The 20295-nt window shown below is 59.2% G+C and carries 18 protein-coding genes; 5 read left to right on the plus strand and 13 right to left on the minus strand.

Annotated elements, in window-relative coordinates:
• Nucleotides 1-74: 74 nt before the first annotated feature.
• The gene (locus G6K99_RS18410) at nucleotides 75-1511 is read left to right on the plus strand and encodes an FAD-binding oxidoreductase (RefSeq protein WP_174197419.1); all 1437 of its coding nucleotides are present in this window, start codon (nucleotides 75-77) and stop codon (nucleotides 1509-1511) included.
• A 26-nt stretch (nucleotides 1512-1537) separates the two neighbouring features.
• Nucleotides 1538-2257, plus strand: a complete 720-nt coding sequence (locus G6K99_RS18415; protein ID WP_113165028.1) for a FadR/GntR family transcriptional regulator — start codon at nucleotides 1538-1540, stop codon at nucleotides 2255-2257.
• 55 nt (nucleotides 2258-2312) lie between these two features.
• On the opposite strand, the gene G6K99_RS18420 is transcribed toward G6K99_RS18415, so the two are convergent.
• The 10 genes from G6K99_RS18420 to repA all read right to left on the minus strand — a co-directional run bounded on the left by G6K99_RS18420 (nucleotide 2313) and on the right by repA (nucleotide 13614).
• Complete coding sequence (locus G6K99_RS18420) at nucleotides 2313-3227, minus strand: TIM barrel protein (protein ID WP_174197420.1); 915 nt, start codon at nucleotides 3225-3227, stop codon at nucleotides 2313-2315.
• Between the two features lie 14 nt (nucleotides 3228-3241).
• The gene (locus G6K99_RS18425) at nucleotides 3242-4000 is read right to left on the minus strand and encodes a glycerophosphodiester phosphodiesterase family protein (protein ID WP_174197421.1); all 759 of its coding nucleotides are present in this window, start codon (nucleotides 3998-4000) and stop codon (nucleotides 3242-3244) included.
• Between the two features lie 20 nt (nucleotides 4001-4020).
• A complete protein-coding gene (locus G6K99_RS18430; protein WP_174197422.1) occupies nucleotides 4021-4902 on the minus strand; it encodes an ABC transporter permease in 882 nt (293 codons plus the stop codon).
• Nucleotides 4903-4916: 14 nt separating this feature from the next.
• Nucleotides 4917-5843: an ABC transporter permease gene (locus G6K99_RS18435; protein WP_062458560.1), complete on the minus strand. Its 927-nt coding sequence runs from the start codon at nucleotides 5841-5843 to the stop codon at nucleotides 4917-4919.
• An 11-nt stretch (nucleotides 5844-5854) separates the two neighbouring features.
• Nucleotides 5855-6853 carry an ABC transporter ATP-binding protein gene (locus G6K99_RS18440; protein ID WP_174197423.1) on the minus strand — a complete coding sequence of 333 codons (999 nt, stop codon included), beginning with the start codon at nucleotides 6851-6853 and terminating at the stop codon, nucleotides 5855-5857.
• Nucleotides 6850-7863: an ABC transporter ATP-binding protein gene (locus G6K99_RS18445; protein WP_174197424.1), complete on the minus strand. Its 1014-nt coding sequence runs from the start codon at nucleotides 7861-7863 to the stop codon at nucleotides 6850-6852. The genes G6K99_RS18440 and G6K99_RS18445 overlap by 4 nt, the downstream gene beginning before the upstream one ends.
• 72 nt (nucleotides 7864-7935) lie before the next feature.
• Nucleotides 7936-9570, minus strand: a complete 1635-nt coding sequence (locus G6K99_RS18450; RefSeq protein ID WP_174197425.1) for an ABC transporter substrate-binding protein — start codon at nucleotides 9568-9570, stop codon at nucleotides 7936-7938.
• Nucleotides 9571-9902: 332 nt separating this feature from the next.
• Entirely contained in the window at nucleotides 9903-11231 is a 1329-nt protein-coding gene (repC, locus tag G6K99_RS18455; protein WP_174197426.1) for a plasmid replication protein RepC, read from the minus strand.
• 157 nt (nucleotides 11232-11388) lie between these two features.
• Entirely contained in the window at nucleotides 11389-12414 is a 1026-nt protein-coding gene (repB, locus tag G6K99_RS18460) for a plasmid partitioning protein RepB (protein ID WP_174197427.1), read from the minus strand.
• Nucleotides 12415-12417: 3 nt separating this feature from the next.
• Nucleotides 12418-13614: a plasmid partitioning protein RepA gene (gene repA, locus G6K99_RS18465; protein WP_062458574.1), complete on the minus strand. Its 1197-nt coding sequence runs from the start codon at nucleotides 13612-13614 to the stop codon at nucleotides 12418-12420.
• A 384-nt stretch (nucleotides 13615-13998) separates the two neighbouring features.
• Between repA and G6K99_RS18470 the strand changes: the two genes are divergently transcribed.
• From G6K99_RS18470 to G6K99_RS18480, 3 genes are all read left to right on the plus strand, one after another.
• Nucleotides 13999-15087 (plus strand): RHE_PE00001 family protein, encoded by a 1089-nt coding sequence (locus tag G6K99_RS18470; protein WP_174197428.1) that lies wholly within the window; start codon nucleotides 13999-14001, stop codon nucleotides 15085-15087.
• A gap of 127 nt (nucleotides 15088-15214) precedes the next feature.
• Nucleotides 15215-16417: a mandelate racemase/muconate lactonizing enzyme family protein gene (locus G6K99_RS18475; protein ID WP_113165038.1), complete on the plus strand. Its 1203-nt coding sequence runs from the start codon at nucleotides 15215-15217 to the stop codon at nucleotides 16415-16417.
• A gap of 11 nt (nucleotides 16418-16428) precedes the next feature.
• Nucleotides 16429-17343 (plus strand): DMT family transporter, encoded by a 915-nt coding sequence (locus G6K99_RS18480; protein ID WP_062576646.1) that lies wholly within the window; start codon nucleotides 16429-16431, stop codon nucleotides 17341-17343.
• Nucleotides 17344-17399: 56 nt separating this feature from the next.
• On the opposite strand, the gene G6K99_RS18485 is transcribed toward G6K99_RS18480, so the two are convergent.
• Genes G6K99_RS18485 through G6K99_RS18495 form a run of 3 tightly spaced genes read right to left on the minus strand, consistent with a single transcriptional unit; the run spans nucleotide 17400 to nucleotide 20266 of the window.
• Nucleotides 17400-18404 carry a TRAP transporter substrate-binding protein gene (locus tag G6K99_RS18485; RefSeq protein WP_062458586.1) on the minus strand — a complete coding sequence of 335 codons (1005 nt, stop codon included), beginning with the start codon at nucleotides 18402-18404 and terminating at the stop codon, nucleotides 17400-17402.
• A gap of 50 nt (nucleotides 18405-18454) precedes the next feature.
• Complete coding sequence (locus G6K99_RS18490; protein WP_174197429.1) at nucleotides 18455-19732, minus strand: TRAP transporter large permease; 1278 nt, start codon at nucleotides 19730-19732, stop codon at nucleotides 18455-18457.
• Nucleotides 19733-20266 (minus strand): TRAP transporter small permease, encoded by a 534-nt coding sequence (locus G6K99_RS18495; RefSeq protein ID WP_062458592.1) that lies wholly within the window; start codon nucleotides 20264-20266, stop codon nucleotides 19733-19735.
• Nucleotides 20267-20295: the final 29 nt, after the last annotated feature.

The raw sequence follows: 20295 nt of genomic DNA on the forward strand, positions 1-20295 counted from the left end.
CCGGGTGAAAAAGAGGTTATCAAGAAGCCGCGCCTTTCCAAAGAGCGGACGGATGAGCCCAAGGGAGAGACACCATGGCATTGGATCTTGAGGATAGCCCGGCCATGTCGCTGACCGCCTCGTTGGGCAGCGACATCGTGATCCGCGACGAGACCGAAATTGCGCGCTACTGCCGCGACTGGCACGGCGACGTTTCCAGCAGCGCCGTTGCAGTTCTCCGGCCGCGCTCGACGCAGGACGTCGCCGCCTGTGTGAAGGCCTGTCACGCGTTGAACTTGGCGATCGTTCCGCAGGGCGGCAATACCGGGCTCGTGCTCGGCGGCATACCGGACGATCCGGTACGCCAGGTCGTCATCAGTCTCGAGCGGATGAACGCGATCCGCAATATCGACGCGGACGATTTTTCCGCCGTCGTCGAGGCCGGGTGCATCCTCTCCGAACTCAAGGACGCGATCGCCGACAAGGCGATGTTCTTTCCGCTTGCGCTTGGCGCGCAGGGCAGCTGCCGGATTGGCGGCAACGTCTCCACCAATGCCGGCGGCATCAACGTGCTGCGCTACGGCATGACCCGCGAGCTTGTGCTCGGGCTTGAGGTGGTGCTGCCCGACGGCTCGATCCTCAACGGGCTCTCGACCCTGCGCAAGGACAACCGCGGCATTGACCTCAAGCAACTGTTCATCGGCGCCGAGGGCACGCTCGGGATCATCACCGCCGTCTCGGTAAAGCTTACCCCCTACCCCGATCAGGTTGCGACTGCGCTGCTCGGCCTTGCCTCACTCGAGGACGTCATTACGCTTTACCGTCGCGCCCGCCGGGATTGCTGCGACCTGATGTCGGCCTTCGAATTCATGCCGCCTCTCGCCTTGACGCTCGCGAGAGAAGCGATCCCCGACCTGCCGTTGCCGATGTCGGGCGATTATCCCGCCTATGTCCTGATGGAGATTTCCGGATCCGGCCTTGTCGATATCCAGGACCTGATGGAGCGCTTTCTGGAAGGCGTGATGGAGGACGGTCTCGTCCTCGACGGGACATTGCCATCGTCTCAGGCGCAGGCGAAAAACCTCTGGCTGATCCGCGAAGGCATGAACGAGGGACAGGCGAAACGCGGCGCCCATATGCGAAGCGATGTCTCCGTTCCGCTTTCGAGGCTGCCCGCCTTCGTTCATGATGCCGAGCAGGCGATCCATGCCGCCCTGCCCGACTGCATCTGCGTGTCCTACGGACATGTCGGCGATGGCAATGTGCATCTCAACTGCCTGCCACCTTCGGATCTCTCGGCAGCGGAGAAGGCTGAACGGATCTATCGATCCAAGACTGTGCTCAACGAGGTGGTGGACCAATATGCCGGCAGCATGAGCGCCGAACACGGCATCGGCCGCTTGAAGCAGATGGATTTCGATGTCAGGCTTCCCGAGGCAAAGCGCAAGTTGCTGACTGCAATCAAACGGGCGATCGATCCCGACCTCGTGATGAACCCGGGATGCCAGTTGAATTTGTCGCCGGAGTCGTAGAAACCATCCGTAACAGGAAGGCGGCCTTGGCTTTGACGGACTTCAACCAGATCAGGCGCAACGCGCATCTACCGGCCCGGATCGCCGCGGAAATTGGACGCGAGATCGTCGAGGGACGGATCGCGTCCGGAGAAAAGCTGCCGACCGAACATCTGCTTGCCCAGACATTCGGCGTCAGCAGATCGGTCGTGCGCGAAGCCATTGCACAGTTGCGCAATGAAGGACTGGTGGAGACACGCCAGGGCGTCGGTGCCTTTGCAACGGAAAAGGATCGTCGTCAGATGATCCGGGTCGAACCCGCCGACCTGTCCGATCCCGAGAATTTCCGAGACCTGTTTCAGCTGCGTCTGGCGCTGGAAGTTGAAGCGGCGGCGCTTGCGGCCGTCAGCCATACGCCCGACGATCTGAAGCGCCTCGACGAGGTTCTGGCGCAGATGACCGGTGCCGCCAAATGGACCGAGGAAGGCATCGCTGCCGATCTCGCCTTCCATCGCGCTGTCGCCGCCGCGACCCGCAATGATTATTTCATCCAGTTCATCGGCTTCATCGCCGAGCGTATCCAGCTCACCATCAACGCCGCGAGGGCGAAGGCCGTGCTGGAGGAGATCGTGGAAGTGACGATCGCCGAACATGTGGCAATCCGCGACGCAATTGCGGCTCGCGACGCATCCCGGGCCAGAAGCGCCATGCGCGATCATCTCGATGGCGCCTCCGGCCGTCTCAATCTGGAACTTACCGTTCCCTGAGAGCAGACCTCGAAAGGCCAGAGCGGGGAAGTGTCCCTCCCCCGCCCTTTCGACGTTATTCTGCGGCGATAGCTGCGGTGCGGTCGTTCAAGGCCATAAGGCCTTTCGCGCGTTCCAGACTTGCAGGCTGTTCGGCGTGGTAGCGACGTCCGATTTCCATCATCAGCACGGTGCCGGGCAGGAAGGTCAGTTCGGAGAAGATATCTTCCCAGTCGATGTCACCCCAGCCGAGCGGCATGTGCAGATCGCCGATGCCGAGCGCGGTATTTTCCTGCACGTGATGACCCTTGTAGAAAGCCTGCGGGCGGCCGAAGCTGTCATGGACATGCAGATGGCCGGCAACAGACGCCATGGCGCGCAGCTCCTCGCGGAAGTTCAGGCCGCGATAGGTCGATTCGATATAGGCGTGGCTGAAGTCGATCAGTGCCACGAGGTTCGGATGCCCGATGGTCTTCACCGTTTCGGCGATCTGGGTCGGTGTCTGGCGATACTGGCCTGGCTCCGTGGTGAAGATGTTTTCAAAGGCGATCCGAACGCCGTAAGGCTTGCAGAATTCGGCGAGTTCGAACAGCGCGTCGCGTTCGCGGGCGTCGGCCTCGGCACGCTCCATGATCTGCTCGGCGCGGAGATTGCCGCCGTGCTGCACCAGGATGCCGGCACCGATGCGGTCGCAGATCTGCGCAAGCGCCTTGGCAGCGTCGAGCTGGTAGCGGCAGGTTTCCGGTTCCATGAAGTTCGAGGAGACAAGGCCGTGAACCGTGTAGCGGAAGTCGAACTGCTTCGTCAGCGCCACGAGCCGCTCGGCGCGCTCTTCGATGATCCGGCCGCCCGAGATCAGATCGAGGCTGGTGAGGCCGAGTTCGACGGTATCGACGCCGATCTCGCTCAGGATCCGCAGTTCCTGGTCTAGGCTTTCAAGCTCTCCATTGGTGGAGCCGGCGTTGAAGCCTGTGCCGATGATGTGGCTCATTGTCGTATTCCTTTTCAGGCAGGTTCGGATTGGATCTGGATTTCGCGTCGCAGATTAAGCGCGAGGTCCGGGCTGTCGGTGGTCAAGTGACCGATGCCCCGTTCGAGCCAGCGCCGGATCAGCGCCTCGTCGTTCAGGGTCCAGACGCAAAGGCGCTCAAGCGGAAGCTTGCCGGTGATAAGCGCCCATTCGGCATCCATCAGCTCGTGATGGACAGCGATGATATCGCCGAGGCCGTCGACCTTCTCGAGAAAGCGTTCGAGGCCGCCCTGCTTGTCGGCCCATTCCGCATTGACAGACACAAGGCGCGCAATATCTGGAGCAATGCCCTGGCATTCCTCGAGAACGGAGAGGTCGAAAGAGGTCAGATGACAGCGATCTGCCAGACCGAACCGCTCGATCTCCGCGACGACTTTTTCCGCAATGCCCGGATAGGGCTGCTTGGATTCGTCGGACTTGATTTCGACATGCAGCTGCTTGCCCTCGGATTTCGAAAGGACGGCGAGGACGTCGGCCAGCGTCGGCACCGTGTCATCGGAACCGTCGAGATGCGTTTCGCCGCGCATGTCCGGTGTCAGCGAGCGGACCGGCCCTGTCTTGTCCGTCGTGCGATCCAGCGTCGCATCGTGGATGACGACCAGTTCGCCGGCATCGGTCAGATGCACGTCGAATTCGATCGCATCCACACCGAGATCCAGCACGTTGCGAAAGCCGGTCATGGAGTTTTCAGGCCAGAGATTGCGGGCTCCCCGGTGGCCGGTGATCTTCGTCATTGTCGTCTCCTGAGATGTCATCAGCGAAGGGTCGGATCGAGCTTGTCGCGCAGCCAGTCGCCGACGAGCGAGATGGAAAGTGTCGTCACCATGATGACGAAGGCGGGCGCCAGCATGATCCACGGCGCCCGCGTCAGGTATTCGCGGCCGAAGCCCACCATGTTGCCAAGGCTGGTTTCCGGCGGCTGCACACCGAGGCCCAAAAACGAGAGCCCGCTTTCCATCAGGATGATTTCCGGAAAGGTGAGCGTCATCGAGACGATCAGGGTCGAGGCCACGTTCGGCAGGATGTGGTGAAGATAGACGCGTCCAGGCGTGGCGCCGAGCTGCACAACGGCAGACGCATAGCCTTGCGCGCTGGCCGAGATCGCGAGACCTCGGGCGATGCGGGCATAGCGTTCCCAGCCGTAAAAACCCATCAGACCGATCAACAGCGGCATCGACGAACCGAAGAAGGCGAGGACAGCGAGCGACATGATCAGGAACGGCAGGGCCGCCTGGAAATCGGCGAGCACGAGGACGAGATGCTCGACCACTCCCCGGAACTTCGCCGCGGCAAAGCCGAGCACGGTACCGAACACGGCGGAGATGATCGTTGCACCAAAGGCGATCGCAAGCGATACGCGGATCGACTGCAGCAGGCGCGACAGGACATCGCGGCCCAGTTCGTCAGTGCCCAGCAGGTGCGCGGGATTGCCCGGCAACGATAGACGGGCGCGCAGATCCATGGCGGTAATGCCATAAGGGCGGATGACGTCTGCGAACACGGCAACCAGCACCATTCCGATCAGCCAGACGATGCCGAAGGAAACGGAGAACGGCACCTTGCGGACCTGCTTGATGAAGCGGGTAAAGAGAGACAGGTTGGGCGATTGTGGGCGGGCGATATTGGTAACAGTCATGACCGGCCTCCTCTCTAGTGAGCGCTCTGGGCGCGAAGGCGTGGATCGAGAAAGCCGTACAGCAGGTCGACGATAAGGTTCGACACGACCATGGTGGCGGCGACCAGGAGCAGGATGCACTGGACGACAGCGAGATCCCGGTTGCTGACCGAGACGACCAGAAGGCGGCCGATGCCGGGCCAGGAGAAAATCGATTCCACCACGACGGCACCGGCGATCAGCGTCCCGACCATGAACCCGACGATGGTGACAATCGGAACAGCGGCATTCGGCAGCGCATGCTTCCAGACGACGTCCTGCCACTTCATTCCCTTGGCAGAGGCCGTGCGGATATAGGGCTGGCCCATCACCTCGATCATCGCACTTCTCGAGAAGCGCGCGAGAATGCCGATACCGCCTATGCTCATCGTCAGCGTCGGCAGGATGCCATGCTGCCAGGTGTCCTGCCCGCCGGATGGAAGCAGCCCGAGCGTGATCGAAAAGATCAGCACCAGAAGCAGGCCCATGACGAAGGACGGAATGGTGAAGCCGAAGATGGCGGCGAGGATAACGCCGCGATCGATCGCGCTCTGGCGATGCAGGGCGGCATAGACGCCGGCCGGGATGCCGATCACGACCTTCAGGAACAGCGCCGGGATCGTCAGCTGCAGGGTCGCCGGTATGCGCTCGATCACCAGCTGCATGGCGGAGGCCTTGTCACGCATGGAGACGCCGAAGTCACCGGTAAAGATCGCCCGGATGTAGGACAGGTACTGGATCCACAGCGGCTGATCGAGGCCCCATGCCTTGCGGAAGGCATCAACGGATTCCTGCGGAACATCAGGACCAAGCATGACCTGAGCCGGATCACCCGACAGCCGCAGCACGACGAAGGCAAAGGTGATGACGGCAAGGATGGTGATAAGCGCGCGAAGAAGGCGGATGGAAGCGAAACGAAACATCGGGAATTCCTTTAGGCCGCGACCGACGCCTCGGCGCGGGTCACCATGTGACAGGCCGCGGTTCGGCCATCGGCAACCGAAAGAAGCTGCGGCACGCTGGTGCGGCAGATATCGGCGGCAAGCGGGCAGCGCGGGTGGAAGGCACAGCCGGATGGGCGGTTGGCAGGGTTCGGCGGCTCTCCCTGCAGGATGACGCGGCCTTGAAGCAGCTTGCCCGGCACCGGCACACTGGACACCAGCGCCTTGGTATAGGGATGCAGCGGCGTCTTGAAGATGACGTCCGAGGATGCTTCTTCGACGATGCGGCCGAGATACATGACGGCGACGCGGTCGGCGATATTGCGCACGACCTTCAGGTCATGGCTGATGAACACCATGGCGATCTGGTTTTTCTCCTGCAGGTCGCGCAGCATGTTGACCACTTGCGCCTGGATCGACACGTCGAGGGCCGAGACAGGCTCGTCGCAAACCAGAAGCTTTGGCCGCGAGGCAAGCGCCCTGGCAATGACGGCGCGCTGACGCTGACCGCCCGAAAGCTCATGTGGATAGCGACCCGCCTGATCAGGCCTCAATCCCACGGCCGACATCAACTCGGCGACGCGCGTTTCCCGATGGGGTTTCGGCACGAGATTGTGGATGGCGAGCGGCTCTCCGATCTGCTCGGCAATCGTCAGACGGCGGTCGAGCGCTGCCAGCGGATCCTGATAGACGAACTGCATTTTTGCCCGCAATGCACGCCATTCCGGCGTTGCAAGCTTCGGCATCGACTTGCCCTCGAAGAAAGCCTGACCTTCCTGCGGCGGATCGATGCCGAGCAGCATGCGGCCGAGCGTGGACTTGCCGGAACCGGATTCGCCGACGATTCCGAGCGTCTCTCCCGGCATGACCCGCAGATCAATGCCATCGACGGCGCGCACCGGTGTCGCCCGTCCGAACATGCCCTGGCGAACCTCGTAAGTCCTGACCAAACCTTTCGCTTCGATGAGCGGCGTTTTGAGACGGGAGCTCATGACAGCGCCTCCAGAACGCGAGCCGCAACCGGATGCGTGACGCCGATCGGAGGATGGGAACCGACGGGATGGTGACAGGACAAAAGCCGCCCATCATCCATGGACTGAAGAGCCGGCATGCGGGTCCGACAGTCGATTGCGGCATGCGAACAGCGCGGCGAGAAAGCGCAGCCTTCCGGCAGCTCACGTGGATTGGGAACGGTCCCGGGAATGGGGATCAATCGGTCGCGCGGACCATCCAGACGCGGAATGGCATCGAAGAGACCGCGCGTGTAAGGATGGCGCGGGTTGTCGAACAGGGCCTGGATTGTCCCCTGCTCCACGATACGGCCGGCATACATGACGCAGGCGCGCTCGCAGACCTGCGAGACAGCGCCCAGATCATGGCTGATAAAGATCGTCGCCATGCCGGTTTCGGCGCGCAACGCGATGAGAAGATCAAGGATCTGGGCCTGGATCGTCGCGTCGAGAGCCGTTGTCGGCTCGTCGGCAACGAGAAGATCGGGTTCGCCGGCAAGGGCCATGGCGATCATGACGCGCTGACACTGGCCGCCGGAGAATTCGTGTGGAAAGAGATCGATGCGCCGGCGTGCATCGGGAATGCCGACCATGTCGAGCAGCCGCAGTGCTTCTGCCTTTGCAGCCTCCCCATGAAGGCCGCGATGGATCGCCAATGCTTCAGTGATCTGGCGACCGACGCGCAGAACCGGATTGAGCGAGCTGGATGGATCCTGAAAGATCATCGCGATCCGCTTGCCGCGCACGCCTTCGAGCACGTGTCGTGGCTGTGCGAGGATTTCCTGTCCGTCGACGCGGACTGATCCGCTGACCGTCGCTTTTCCGGGCAAAAGCCCGAGTGCCGCGAGCCAGGTGACGGACTTGCCGCAACCGGATTCACCGACAAGGCCGATCGCCTCGCCGCGGGCGATATCGAGATCGATACCATGCAGTACCTGAACGCCGTCGAAAGCGACCTTCAGGCCGCGCAGTTCCACAAGGTTTTTCACCATGGAACGCACCTCCATTTTATAAGCAGATGCGCCGGCCGCGAATTCCGCGGCCGGCGTGAGACATCAGAACGATCAGGCGTTCCAGTTGGCTGTCCGGAAGTCCATCGCGAAGGCAGGTGCTGCCTTCCACTTCAGAGACTTCTTCATGCCGGTAAAGACGGCGTTCTGGTGCAGGACCTGATAGGCCGGGTCTTCGCGCTCGCAGATTTCCAGCATGCGGGCGAAAGCCTTGTGTCGCTGGGCGCGGTCGGTCGAGGTTTCCATGATGACGGAAAGCTTGTTGACCTCCTCGTTCGTCCAGTCCTTCTTCTGCTGCGCTTCGCCGTTTGGTCCGAACTGGACGACGAGTGGCGTGATCGGATCGTTGATCGAGTTGGAAGCCGACCAGTCGCGCACACCCTTGACGCCTGCAGGATCGTGGATCTGTGCCCAGTTTTCCTTCATCTGGATCTCGACGTTGAGGCCAACCTGCTTCCACATCTCGACCATGATCTGCGCGTTCGCAGTCTGGTTGGTGTAGTAGTTGTTGAGAAGGCGATACGGGATGGCGTCGCCCTTGTAGTTGGCTTCCTTGAGAAGCTTCTTAGCAAGATCGGGGTTGAATTCCGGAGCAGCCCAGCCTTCGACATACATGTTGGATGTCTTGAAGGAGTCGAACTGAAGTCCGGCCGGAACGACTGTCTGGCCAGCCCACAGTGCTTCCACGATCGCCTGACGGTCGATCGAATGCGTCATCGCGCGACGGACCAGCGGGTTGGCAAGAACCGGGTTCTGCGTGTTGAATGTGGAAATGCGGTGGTTCCAAATGGTCGAGCTCTGCACTTCGAGGCTCGGAGCGGCCTTGATTGCGGATATCTGATCTGGCGGCAGGTCGCAGGCGAAGTCGTATTCGCCGGACAGGAGGCCGTTGACGCGGGAAGCGACTTCCGGAACCTCGACGAAGCGGATCTGCTGCAGCGGCGGACGGCCACCCCAGTATTCGTCGAAAGCGACGAGCGTCAGCGACACGTCTGGCTTGAATTCCGAGACCATGTAAGGACCGGTCGTGACCGGCTTGCGGGCCCAATCCGTATAGCTCTTGGCTTCGTCCCAAGCGCGGCGGTTGGTGATCTGGCTGCCGAAGGAATAAAGGCGGCCTTCGAGCGTGATGTCAGGCGTTGCATTGTGGAAACGCACGGTGTGCTTGTCGACGACTTCGACACCGGCCAGTGCCGGCCAGAGGCGACGAGCGACACCGGGAACGATCGCCGGCAGTTCCTTGACCGTGGTCGGCTTGTTGTCGGCTTCAAAGACGGTCTTGCCGCCCTTCGGCTCGGTATTACCAAACAGGCGTTCCTTGGAGAAGGAGAACGCAACATCTTCAGCGGTCAGTTCGTCGCCGTTGTGGAATTTCACGCCCTGACGCAGCTTCAGTTCGAGCGTCTTGTCGTCGATGCGCTTCCATTCGGTCGCGAGACTGGCAACAGGCCCCTGATTGCCCATCCAGTCGCGGCCGATCAGGCCTTCCCAGAGGTTGGGGAAGAACACGCGTTCGCCAACGTTCGACTGTTCGTTCCAGACGTCCAACGTATTGTTGTTGGTGATCTTCTGAACGGCAATCGTCACCGATGGGCGTGTCGACTGGCTAAAGGACATGCGTGGAAGGACAATGGTGCCTGCTGCGGCTGACATCAGCGCCAAAGCGTGGCGACGGTTGATAGAAGGCATTGGATCTCTCCTGTGGTCGAGTGAATGCGTTCACGGAAAACACAATGGTTTCCGCGTCAGATGCCACTCGAAATCGACAAACAAATTTGAGCCGGCTGGCCGCGTGTTTCGGGAGGACCTCAACCGCGCCGCTGACTTGGCGTAGCTCTAGGGGACCAATGTTACGCGGATGTGACGTTTGTCTGTGTGTTCGATTTCCACTCGTTGACGCGATCTCCAGACGCACTAGCCGTCAGGAAGGAGAGGTTTCTCTTTGTTTCACAAACTCCGAACGATGGTTCCGCGGACCTCTTTGTCGACGGGGATCGACCGAGAATTCCCCGATGTCATCATCAGCAAACCCAAGCGGTTTTGGTCGGGCCTTGTTGGGGTGAGGTCGTGCTTGGGTATGTTTCAGGCTTCGATCGACTGCCTCTCATCAGAGCCATCAGCATCGGTGCGGTCGCGAATTCACCCTTCTCTGCCCGGCGGGTCAGGTCTCTCAGATAGCCTCCAGCAGACGTGATATGCTCAGCGCGCTCGAGCATGCAGGCAAGCACTGTTGCGGCATTCTCAGGCCCCATCACGATTGCTGCGCGTTCATAGACAGCCGGCGTGATGTCGAGAGTGGAACGAACAACATAGGCTGCCGTAATCAGATCCCTCCAGGACGCGATCCCACCTCTTGGCCCATAATCGTTGATCTGGGTGCAGGCTTGCAGGACGAATGGGAGTGGTAGAGCTTTGTGTGTGGTGATCGAGCTCAAACGAGGGCCCTTTTGTCGAGTATCGCGTTGATCGTCAATCTCTTCGATTGCTGTGCCGTTCGCCAAAGTGTGTTCCGGTGCTTGTTCGGTTGAAAGCCCTTTCGACACCTGTTCAGATTCAGAAATGATATTTGTTTTTGAATCCTGTATGTGGCGCTCACTTTGAGATTCATTGGCGCTCATCTCTGGTGATTTCATATTTATTTTCAATTGGTTGACGACTTCTTCCCGCAGTACCGAGAGTTTTGTGAGGAGCGGCTCTGCGATATCGAGTGTGAGGACGCGCGGAATTGCCTGTAGGACGCATTGAAGATTTGTCTGTGCCTGCTCCCAGTCACCGGAAATCTTTTCATCCACGGCAAAAGTAATCAGCTTTGCGAGATCTCTTCGGCAAAGAGAAATTCTCTCTTTTGCAGCCTTGAGTTGTTCATGGCTAAGAGCGATCTCCGCTGCCATCGTTTCGATCTCTCGTGCGCGTGCCAGAAGTGGTGCGAGACTGAAGCCGAAGGCATCATCGAGTTTGCCACCTGAACTGCGGCGTGCATAGCGTTTGCCGTTCGGGCTGTCCTTGCGCAGGATTAGTCCGGTTTCCACCAGCACCGAGAGATGGCGCCGAAGTGTTGCCGGTGCCATTCCACGCGCTCGAAGCGACAACTGGGCATTGGACGGGAAGACGATGAGATTGCCATCTTCGCAAAGTTCATCGCCCGGATAGAAGGTCAGGAGCGCGTCGAGCACAGTCAGTGCCCGGTCACTGATCCCGAGGGACGACCGTGATTCGCAGATTGATCGAAACAGTTTCCACTTCGATCGCTTGATTCCGGATGCAATTTCGCTGGCTTTTTGGTGGTTTGCCAACAGCCCATACGACATCGTCCGCCGCCCAAAGGGCGTCGTTAAAGTTCCACTCTCCATTTTCTCTCACCTTTTTTCAGGCAAAAGAAAGCCGCTCACCGAAACGGTGCCAAAGACTCTTGACTGTGATTCATGGAAGTGCGATTCTCGATCTTGCTAGAAATCGGAGAGAGGCTTCCACGACCTTGGTCGTTCGGGGGCCTTTTTCTTTTGCTGATCAAACTCCCTTGTTGCGTTTAAATTCTGCGAAAAGCTCTGTGAGCCGTTCGCTGACGAAGTCGTCAAAACCCGGCGCGCTTTTTGCATCGAACACGAATGTCGACCGGTTTCCCGATTTGCGTATGACAACGGGCAGACCCCTCAGCTGTGCTTGAGCCGGCTTGCCACTATCCTCAGGTTTCACGGACAACTGTGTAAACGCGAGCTGGAAACGCTCGTCGCTTGTCTTTCCCTCTGCCCTGCCCTTCTGAAGGCACGAGAGCAGCCTTGGAATGTTTCCGGCATTGAGCTTTTCCGACAGCTCCGTCCACCGCCTGCGGCCAACCTCAGGTGCCGGACCGATCGCATCGATGATTTCCATCGGAATCGCCCGGACCAGGCTGATCATTTTTGACAAGGCTGCCTTGTCGACGCCAAGCGCTGCCATGATGATATCGCGCGTGAACGAACGATCCTCGAGACGGGTGGCGAACAAGGCGCGTTCGATATGCGAGAGGTTCGTGCGGGCGTTGTTTTCCTGGCCCTGGCTGACGACCAGCTGATCATCGGTCAGAACGCGGACAACCGCCTTGACCTTGAGGCCCAGCTGTCTGACGGCTGCAAGTCGGCGGTGACCGTAGGCGACCTGGAACCGGCCCGACTGGTCGGGATGAGGCCGCACGAGGATCGGCACCTGCTGTCCATGCTCGCGAACCTGCTCGACCAGTTGGGAAAGCGCTTCGCCATCGATCAGCATACGGTCGGAAACAAAGGAACTGTCGATCAGCGATGGATCCAGTTCAACGACGGAAAGCCCTTCCGAAAGCTGCCGCTCGAGATCCTGCGCCCGTTCCATCTTCTGCGTGATGCTGCCAAGCGTTCTCGTGATGCCACCAACGGGGACACCGCTGCGGACGGCTGGTGCCATTCCGGCCAATGGACGTGACGATTGAGCAGACGGGGGTGCGGCAGGTGTCGGCGCTGGTGCTGAACTGTTGTCCGGCGCCGGAGGTTCGAAGATGCCGATCAGGTTTTTACGTGCCATCTGTTAGCGCCTCCCCCACACGGACCGGATCAATTCTTCAATCTCGAGGTTCACGGCATTGAGCGAGTCCATCGCCCGGTCATAGGTGCCGCGGGTGAACTGGTTGCGCTCGACCTCATACAGTGTCTGTTTCGTGACGCCGGCATCGGAGATCGCTGTCGACTTCAACATGGCGTTGTGAAGCATACGATTGCCGAAGATGGCGCGCATAAAGCCCGTCATCTGGCTCTGTGGGCCGTCATTGGGTTCAAACCGCGTCACAAGATAACGCATCCAGTCATAGCTTGTCCGCCCCCCTGCCCGCTCGACAACCGACATCAGTTCGCTGGTCATCGAGAGAAACTGCGACATCGACATGACGTCGAGCATTTGCGGGTGAACGGTAATCAAGGTCGATGTCGAGGCGCAAAGCGCCGACATGGTCAGGAAGCCGAGCTGCGGCGGGCAATCGATGACGACGACATCGTAAAGGTCTTCGATATCGGCAAGAACTTCGCCGATGCGGGCAAAGAACATCGTCGCAACCTGTCCCGACGCCATGGCCTTTGGTGTTTCGTGCTCGAACTCCATCAGCTCGAGGTTGCCCGGCAGGATATGCAGGTTCGGTGTGTAGGTGGAGCGGACAATTTCCGAAATAGGGCGCGGATCCTCATAGCGGATCGCACCATAGAGCGTCTCGCCTTCGCCCACATCGAGCTCGGGTTGATGCCCGAACAACGCCGACAGAGACGCCTGCGGATCGAGATCGATCGCGAGCGTCTTATAACCACGAAGGGCAAGATACTGGGAGAGATGCGCGGACGTCGTCGTCTTGCCGCTTCCGCCCTTGAAGTTCATGACGGAAATGACCTGCAGCTTTTCGCCAGGACGGCGGGCGGGTACGTATTTCGCCACGCCGTTCTTTTCGTCGAGAACCTGACGAATACGATCCATGTCGGTCGGAAGATAAACACGCCGACCGTTCGCCAGAGGCTCGGGTCCGTATCCTTCTGCGGCAACCTGACGGAGATAGCCTTCTCCGATGCCGATGAAGCTCGCGGCTTCGGCTGGCTGGAAGGGCCGGATCGTCTTTTGAGATGTCGGTGCGAAGATTTTCGCTTGATGCATCTGAAGTTGATGCGCAAGCTCCTGGGCATCTGTAGCCAGAGTCGTTGGCAAGTGCTCCTGAGGTTCGTCGACTTTCAAGCTTGGCTGCGGCATCTTTCTCTCCAACTGCGCAATTGGCGAAGTTCTTCGGAAAACTGCGCAGTTGAATATGCCCCGATTCGCACGAGTTGTACAAATGATTCAATGCAAATGAATTTTGCGCCTGTGGAGAGCAAAAGTCGCGCTCGTTGTCCGCGGACAACGGGAAGTGGGGCGGGGGTAAGGTATCAGAGTTTGCTGAGTGGATCGCTAAACCTTTGCCATCTTTAACCTGTCTATAAGTGTTTATGGTGCTTGCTTATCACCATACAGATGCTAGCTTGATCCATCACGCCAGAAGCTAAACGGTTCAATCAAACGGACGCATCCACTTGTGTCCGGTAGCGAAACCGAACGTGACGCTAGCTTTCACAACGGCATTGAACTATAACGCTTTCAATGCGTTACGATCTCTCAAAAATAGACTCTGGTGAGTTGTTCGGACCGATCTCGGCAGCGACAGCCGGCGCTGTACGACTCGATGAGCGGATCGCTAGTTCCCTCGTACGGCAAGGCTGGATCGATCGCGCCCATTTCTCGGAAGCCTGCTCGTCCCTTTGGATCGATGGGGAACTTGTCAATATCGAAGACCTTGTTCTCCATGACGCAGGGATGGCAGTTCGAGCCTCCACTCACGAATTGACAGTTGCCCATGACGTACTGCGAACGCGCCGGCGAATTGCGGCGAGCGAACCGGAATGGGCATTGAGCGCTGCTGGTCTTGCCGCGCTGCGGTCCGGTCGTCATGACGAGGCTCAAGACATTGAGATCAAAGCGGCACCGAGAGGGCTCGCAACGATCTCGCGTGACGATGATTTCGAGGATCCCTTGGCAGCTATCGATGCTGTTCTCGAGCGAAGCCAGGCGTTGCTTGCGGACGCCGTAAGCGTTCGTGCGATGAAGATACCAGGCCGGGACGCTCTCATCTATGACGAGGACTGGGACGAGGACGCTCGTCTGTCGGAATGGCGCGTGGTGCTGGACGAAACGCAGTCCATGCCGCCCCTCCTCAGGGCCGCCGTTGCGTGGGACGCTTGGTTTCACCTGCAGGTGTCGAAGCATGCGCCATGGCTTGGACGTTTGCTGGCGAGCGCGGTGTTGCGCGAAGCCGGGTTAACCGAAACGCAGTTGTCCGCGGCCAACTTCGGTCTCCGGCAGGTGTCGCGGGAGCGCAGAATGAGCAGGAACCGCATGGTGAGGCTTCTCGCGTTCACGGAAGCAATTGCGCTCGCGTCCGAGCATGGCATGAAAGAGCACCAGCGGCTGTTGCTCGCCAAGCAGCAGCTCGAGCGCCGTCTGGTGGGTCGGCGACAGTCGTCGCGGCTTCCCCAGCTAATCGAACTTGTCTTGTCGCGCCCGCTTGTTTCGAGCGGGATGATTGCCGACGCACTGGAGATAACCCCGCAGGGCGCGCTGAAAATTGCTGCCGAACTCAATCTTCGTGAATTTACCGGGCGAGGGCGCTTTCGCGCCTGGGGAATACTTTGATCTGACGGGTTAACGCGTTGCAAATAAAGACAAAAGCGAACTGAAACGAGTGTTCCCGGCCTTTCTATCGTCCAAACGATCCCTTAATGATGAGGGTATGTCGTGGAGGACATTAAGGGAGGCATCAATGAAGATCACGAAACTCGAAACCGTGCGAGTTGCAGAGCGCGCAAACCTGATCTGGGTTCTGGTTCATACGGATGAAGGGCTGACCGGTCTCGGCGAGACGTTCTTCGGGGCAGAGACGGTCGAAAGCTACATTCACGAATATGTTGCACCGCGGGTGCTCGGCCGCGATCCGCTTGCCATCGATCTTCTCGCACAGGACCTCGTGGGCTATGTCGGCTTCCGATCCTCGGGTGCCGAGGTGCGTGGCAACTCGGCTTTCGACATCGCGTTGTGGGATCTGTTCGGGAAGGTCACGGGCCAGCCGATCGCGCAGTTGTTGGGCGGGTTCAGCCGCAAGGAAATCCGCACCTACAATACCTGCGCCGGCACCGAGTATATCAAGAAATCCACTGGCCAGACCACGGGCAACTATGGCCTGTCGACCGGCTCGGACTACGACGATCTCAACGGGTTTCTCAACCGGGCGGACGAATTGGCACATTCGCTGCTGGAGGAGGGGATCACGGCGATGAAGATCTGGCCCTTCGATGCCGCCGCCGAAAAGACGAGGGGACAGTATATTTCACCTTCCGATCTCAACGCAGCGCTTCAGCCATTCGAGAAGATCCGCAACGCTGTCGGCGACAAGATCGACATCATGGTGGAGTTCCACTCCATGTGGCAGCTCCTGCCAGCGATGCAGATCGCCAAGGCGCTGACGCCCTACAGCACGTTCTGGCATGAAGACCCGATCAAGATGGATAGCCTGTCGAGCCTGCGTCGTTATGCCGACGTATCGCCCGCACCAATCTCAGCATCTGAGACCTTGGCAACGCGCTGGGGTTTTCGGGATTATCTCGAAACGGGCGTCGCCGGCATCGTCATGCTGGACATCTCCTGGTGCGGCGGGCTGTCGGAAGCACGCAAGATCGCATCGATGGCGGAGGCTTGGCATTTGCCGATCGCTCCGCACGATTGCACAGGCCCGGTTGTCCTCGGCGCATCGACGCACCTGTCGCTTAACGCACCCAATGCGCTGGTGCAGGAAAGTGTGCGCGCCTTCTACAAGACGTGGTACCGCGATCTCGTCACCGCACTGCCTGAGGTGAAGAACGGCATGATCACGGTTCCGCCTGGTCCTGGCCTCGGAATGGACCTCAATCCAGACCTGGACAAGGTCTTCACCGTAACACGGCGTTTCTCAAACCTCGCAGACATGTAGGGCATCGCGGCATGATCGCATCCATCTCCAAGCAAATCGTCTCGGCGCGCATGGCCGGGCCCCTCATCATGCTGCTCGGCATGGTCATGTTTGCGCTTAACGACGCCATGGGGAAGTGGCTCGTTTCAAGCTACGGCCTTGGACAGGTCGTGCTTCTGCGCAGCCTCGCCGCGCTTGTCATCTTGCTGCCTTTCCTGTTCTTTCAAGGATTCGGCTCGCTGCTGAAGGTCGAACGACCCGGCATGCAGGCCCTTCGGGTGTTCTGCTCCACCGCCGAGGTTTTCTGCTTCTACTATGCCGTGATGTATCTTCCGCTCGCAGACGTCATGACCTACTGGCTCGCAGCACCGATCTATGTCGCCGCGGCCTCGCCACTGCTACTCGGTGAAAAAGTCGGCTGGCGTCGGTGGACGGCAATCGGCATCGGCTTTATCGGCGTCGTCATCACGCTCGAACCGTCGAGCGCGATGATCAGTCCGCCAGCGATCGTATCCATCTTCGGCAGTGCCGCCTTCGCGTTCATGATGATTTCAGGTCGTTTCCTGAGGGCCACCCCAGACCGGACGCTTGTCTTTTTCCAGATCGTCGGTGCGGCACTTGCAGGCCTTGCTTTCGCGCCTTTCGACTGGTCGCCGATCGCTTCTACCCGCGATTTTGGCCTGCTTGCACTGCTCGGTATAGTAGCAATGACCGCTCATGTTCTCGTTAACAGAGCATTGAAGATCTCTGATGCGGCAACGGTCGCTCCCCTACAGTACACGCTTTTGCTCTGGGCGGTTCTGTTCGGCTGGCTGTTCTTTGGCGATATGCCGAGATTCGGAATGCTGATCGGTGCAGCACTGATCGTCGGTTCCGGCGTCTTCATCTTCCTGCGCGAGCAGACGCTGAAGAAGCGCCAAAGGGTGCAGCCGATCGCGCTCGAATAGCCATGAAAAAAGCCCGCGACGGTAACGTCGCGGGCTCGTCTGCCGAAGGCTGATGCTTACTTACGGACTTCCTTAAGTTCCGCCAGGATGCCATCAACCACATCGGCACCAATCTGGTCCTTGTGCTTTTCATAGACAGCAAGCGACTTTTCACGAATGCGAGCCTGCTCCTCAGGCGACAGCGTGTTCACCTCCAGGCCGGCGGCCTTGATCTTTTCCAGCGACTTCTTGTTGAGATCGCCGATCACCTGGCGCTCCACATCGCGACCGACCACTGCGCATTCACGCAGTGCAGTCTGTTCTTCCGGCGAATAGGTGTTGAAGATCGCCTTGGAGAAGAGGAAGAGGAAAGGCGTATATGCGTGGTTGGTCTCGGTGACGTATTTCTGCACTTCGAAGAACTTCGACGTGTCGATTGTCACATAGGGGTTTTCCTGCGCGTCGATCGCGTTGGTCTCGAGCGCCGAATAGACTTCGCCGAAGGCCATCGGGGTCGCGTTTGCACCAAGGTTCTGGAAGGTGTCGAGGAAGATGTTGTTCTGCATGACGCGAACCTTCATCCCCGAGAAATCTTCCCACTTGGTGACGGCGCGCTTGGAATTCGACAGGTTGCGGAAGCCGTTTTCCCAGTAAGCCAGATTGACCAGACCGGCGCCATCGAGCTTCTTGTTCATCTCGTCGCCAAATTTGCCGTCGAGCACCTTGTAGGCCTCAGGCGCATCGCGGAACAGGAACGGCAGGTCGAAGACGCCGAGTGCCGGAATGATGCCGACGAGCGGAGACGAGGATGTGACGACGGCTTCCTGAACGCCCGAGCGCAGCGCCTGGGTTGCCTGAAGGTCGCCGCCAAGAGCGCCGCCCCAGAAAGCGGTCAGTTTCAGCTTGCCGCCGGACTTCTGGTCCAGGCATTCCTGCATGGCCTTGATGCCGTTACCGACGGGATGGTCGGCATTGATGCCGTTCGAAACGCGAATGTTGCGGCTCTTGAATTCGGCGAAGGCCGGTGCTGCTGTGGAGCAGGCAAGCGCGATCGCTGTAGTGGCAAGAAGCAGTCTCTTCATAGTAGTCCTCCCAGTTGGACGTTGATGTGAACAGGTTGAATGGCAGGCCGTCAATGCAACCAACGTGCGGGCACGATCACAAGATCGGGAAACAGCACGAGCAGGAAAAGCACGAGCGACTGCGCAAGAAGGAACGGCCACACGCCGGCCGTCACCTTGCCAAGCGGTATTCTCCCGACACCGCTGACAACGTTGAGCACAACACCGACCGGCGGCGTGATGAGGCCGATCGAGTTGTTGATGATAAAGAGCACGCCGAAATAGACCGGATCGATTCCCGCCTGCTTGATGATCGGCATGAGAACCGGCGTCAGGATCAGGATGGTCGGCGTCAGATCCAGTGCCGTACCGACAACCAGAACCAGGATCATTATGACGAACATCAACAGCGTCGGGCGATCGATCAGCGGTTCGATATAGCCGGCGATTTCTGCCGGAATATTCGCAGCCGTGATGAGCCATGCCGATACGAGTGCCGCGCAGACGAGGAACATGATGACCGAAGTCGTCTTGGCGGCCTGCAGAATGACGTGCGGAAGGTCTCTTGGCTTCAGTTCCTTGTAGATTACCATGCCGACGAACATCGCATAGACGGCGGCAACGACGGCAGCTTCGGTCGGCGTCACGATGCCAATCTTGATGCCGCCGAGGATGATCACAGGCATGCCGAGCGCCCAGGCAGCGCGTCCGGTTGCGTGCAGGCGTTCCTTGTAGGTGGTTTTTGGAAGCGCCTGGACGTTATCTTTGCGCACCACGATCAGCCAGGTGATGATCAGTGAGACGGCCATCAGGATGCCGGGGAAGATGCCCGCCATGAAGAGCTGGGTGATCGACACGTTCGCGGCAACGCCGAACACGATAAACGCCATCGACGGCGGAATGACCGGGGCGATGATACCGCCGGCAGCGATCAGACCGCCAGAGCGGGGAATATTATAGCCTGCCTTGGCCATCATCGGGATGAGGATGGCGGCAAGGGCGGCCGTATCGGCAGCGGCCGAACCCGAAATGCTGGCCATGATGAGCGCTGCAAAAATCGCAACGATCCCGAGACCACCTCTGATGTGACCGACGCAGGCGATCGCGAAATCGATGATACGCTTCGACAAACCGCCGGAATTCATCAATTCGCCGGCGAGAATGAAGAAGGGGATGGCGAGCAGGGTGAATGTATCAGCGCCCGCGATCATGTTCTGCGCGATGATCTGGCTGTTGAACATGTCCATGTGCCACATGAGCACGACGCCGCAGAAAATCAGCGAGAAGGCCACGGGTACGCCAACGGCCATCGCCCCAAGCAGCGATCCAACAAAGACGAAAAGAGTCATTTAGGTCCGCTCCGCCAGTTGTTCGATCGTCATGTTTTCACCCGTGAAGGCTGCGATTTCCGCGTCGGTGACACGACCGGTGATCAGGCGAAACAGCCGTTCAAGCGCGATCAGCACGCATCCTCCACCGGTGAAGAAGCCGATGCCGTAGACCCACGCCATGGAAAGCCCGGTCACAGGTGCGACCATGCTGGCGTTGATCGGCAACTGGACCCATGTGCCCCAGAAGAAAATTGCCGAACACAGGATGATCAGCAGGTTCGAAATGATCATGCAGGCGATACGGCCCGAGCGACCGAGCATGGCGACCAGCGACTCCACACCAAGGTGGGAATGTTCGCGAAACGCAACGACAGCACCGATAAAGGTCAGCCAGACGAAGAAGTAGCGCGACAGCTCTTCCGATATGTTGAGGCCGGAGTTGAAACCGTAGCGCAGCACCACGTTGAGGAACACCATGATTGCCATGCCTGCCAAAAGCAGGATCAGCAGCAGTTCCAGAAAGCGATAAAAGAGATCGTTTATTCGTTGCATCGGGTTCCTCCTCCCATCAACCGCGGCGG

This window comes from Neorhizobium sp. AL 9.2.2, from assembly GCF_013317225.1.
Lineage (GTDB): Bacteria > Pseudomonadota > Alphaproteobacteria > Rhizobiales > Rhizobiaceae > Neorhizobium > Neorhizobium soli.

Excerpts from the sequence above, each read along its gene's own strand:
- G6K99_RS18410 (WP_174197419.1), top strand. The coding sequence starts at position 75 with ATGGCATTGGATCTTGAGGATAGCCCGGCCATGTCGCTGACCGCCTCG.
- G6K99_RS18420 (WP_174197420.1), bottom strand. The coding sequence starts at position 3,227 with ATGAGCCACATCATCGGCACAGGCTTCAACGCCGGCTCCACCAATGGA.
- G6K99_RS18425 (WP_174197421.1), bottom strand. The coding sequence starts at position 4,000 with ATGACGAAGATCACCGGCCACCGGGGAGCCCGCAATCTCTGGCCTGAA.
- G6K99_RS18430 (WP_174197422.1), bottom strand. The coding sequence starts at position 4,902 with ATGACTGTTACCAATATCGCCCGCCCACAATCGCCCAACCTGTCTCTC.
- G6K99_RS18435 (WP_062458560.1), bottom strand. The coding sequence starts at position 5,843 with ATGTTTCGTTTCGCTTCCATCCGCCTTCTTCGCGCGCTTATCACCATC.
- G6K99_RS18440 (WP_174197423.1), bottom strand. The coding sequence starts at position 6,853 with ATGAGCTCCCGTCTCAAAACGCCGCTCATCGAAGCGAAAGGTTTGGTC.
- G6K99_RS18445 (WP_174197424.1), bottom strand. The coding sequence starts at position 7,863 with ATGGTGAAAAACCTTGTGGAACTGCGCGGCCTGAAGGTCGCTTTCGAC.
- G6K99_RS18450 (WP_174197425.1), bottom strand. The coding sequence starts at position 9,570 with ATGCCTTCTATCAACCGTCGCCACGCTTTGGCGCTGATGTCAGCCGCA.
- repC (WP_174197426.1), bottom strand. The coding sequence starts at position 11,231 with ATGGAGAGTGGAACTTTAACGACGCCCTTTGGGCGGCGGACGATGTCG.
- repB (WP_174197427.1), bottom strand. The coding sequence starts at position 12,414 with ATGGCACGTAAAAACCTGATCGGCATCTTCGAACCTCCGGCGCCGGAC.
- repA (WP_062458574.1), bottom strand. The coding sequence starts at position 13,614 with ATGCCGCAGCCAAGCTTGAAAGTCGACGAACCTCAGGAGCACTTGCCA.
- G6K99_RS18470 (WP_174197428.1), top strand. The coding sequence starts at position 13,999 with ATGCGTTACGATCTCTCAAAAATAGACTCTGGTGAGTTGTTCGGACCG.
- G6K99_RS18475 (WP_113165038.1), top strand. The coding sequence starts at position 15,215 with ATGAAGATCACGAAACTCGAAACCGTGCGAGTTGCAGAGCGCGCAAAC.
- G6K99_RS18480 (WP_062576646.1), top strand. The coding sequence starts at position 16,429 with ATGATCGCATCCATCTCCAAGCAAATCGTCTCGGCGCGCATGGCCGGG.
- G6K99_RS18485 (WP_062458586.1), bottom strand. The coding sequence starts at position 18,404 with ATGAAGAGACTGCTTCTTGCCACTACAGCGATCGCGCTTGCCTGCTCC.
- G6K99_RS18490 (WP_174197429.1), bottom strand. The coding sequence starts at position 19,732 with ATGACTCTTTTCGTCTTTGTTGGATCGCTGCTTGGGGCGATGGCCGTT.
- G6K99_RS18495 (WP_062458592.1), bottom strand. The coding sequence starts at position 20,266 with ATGCAACGAATAAACGATCTCTTTTATCGCTTTCTGGAACTGCTGCTG.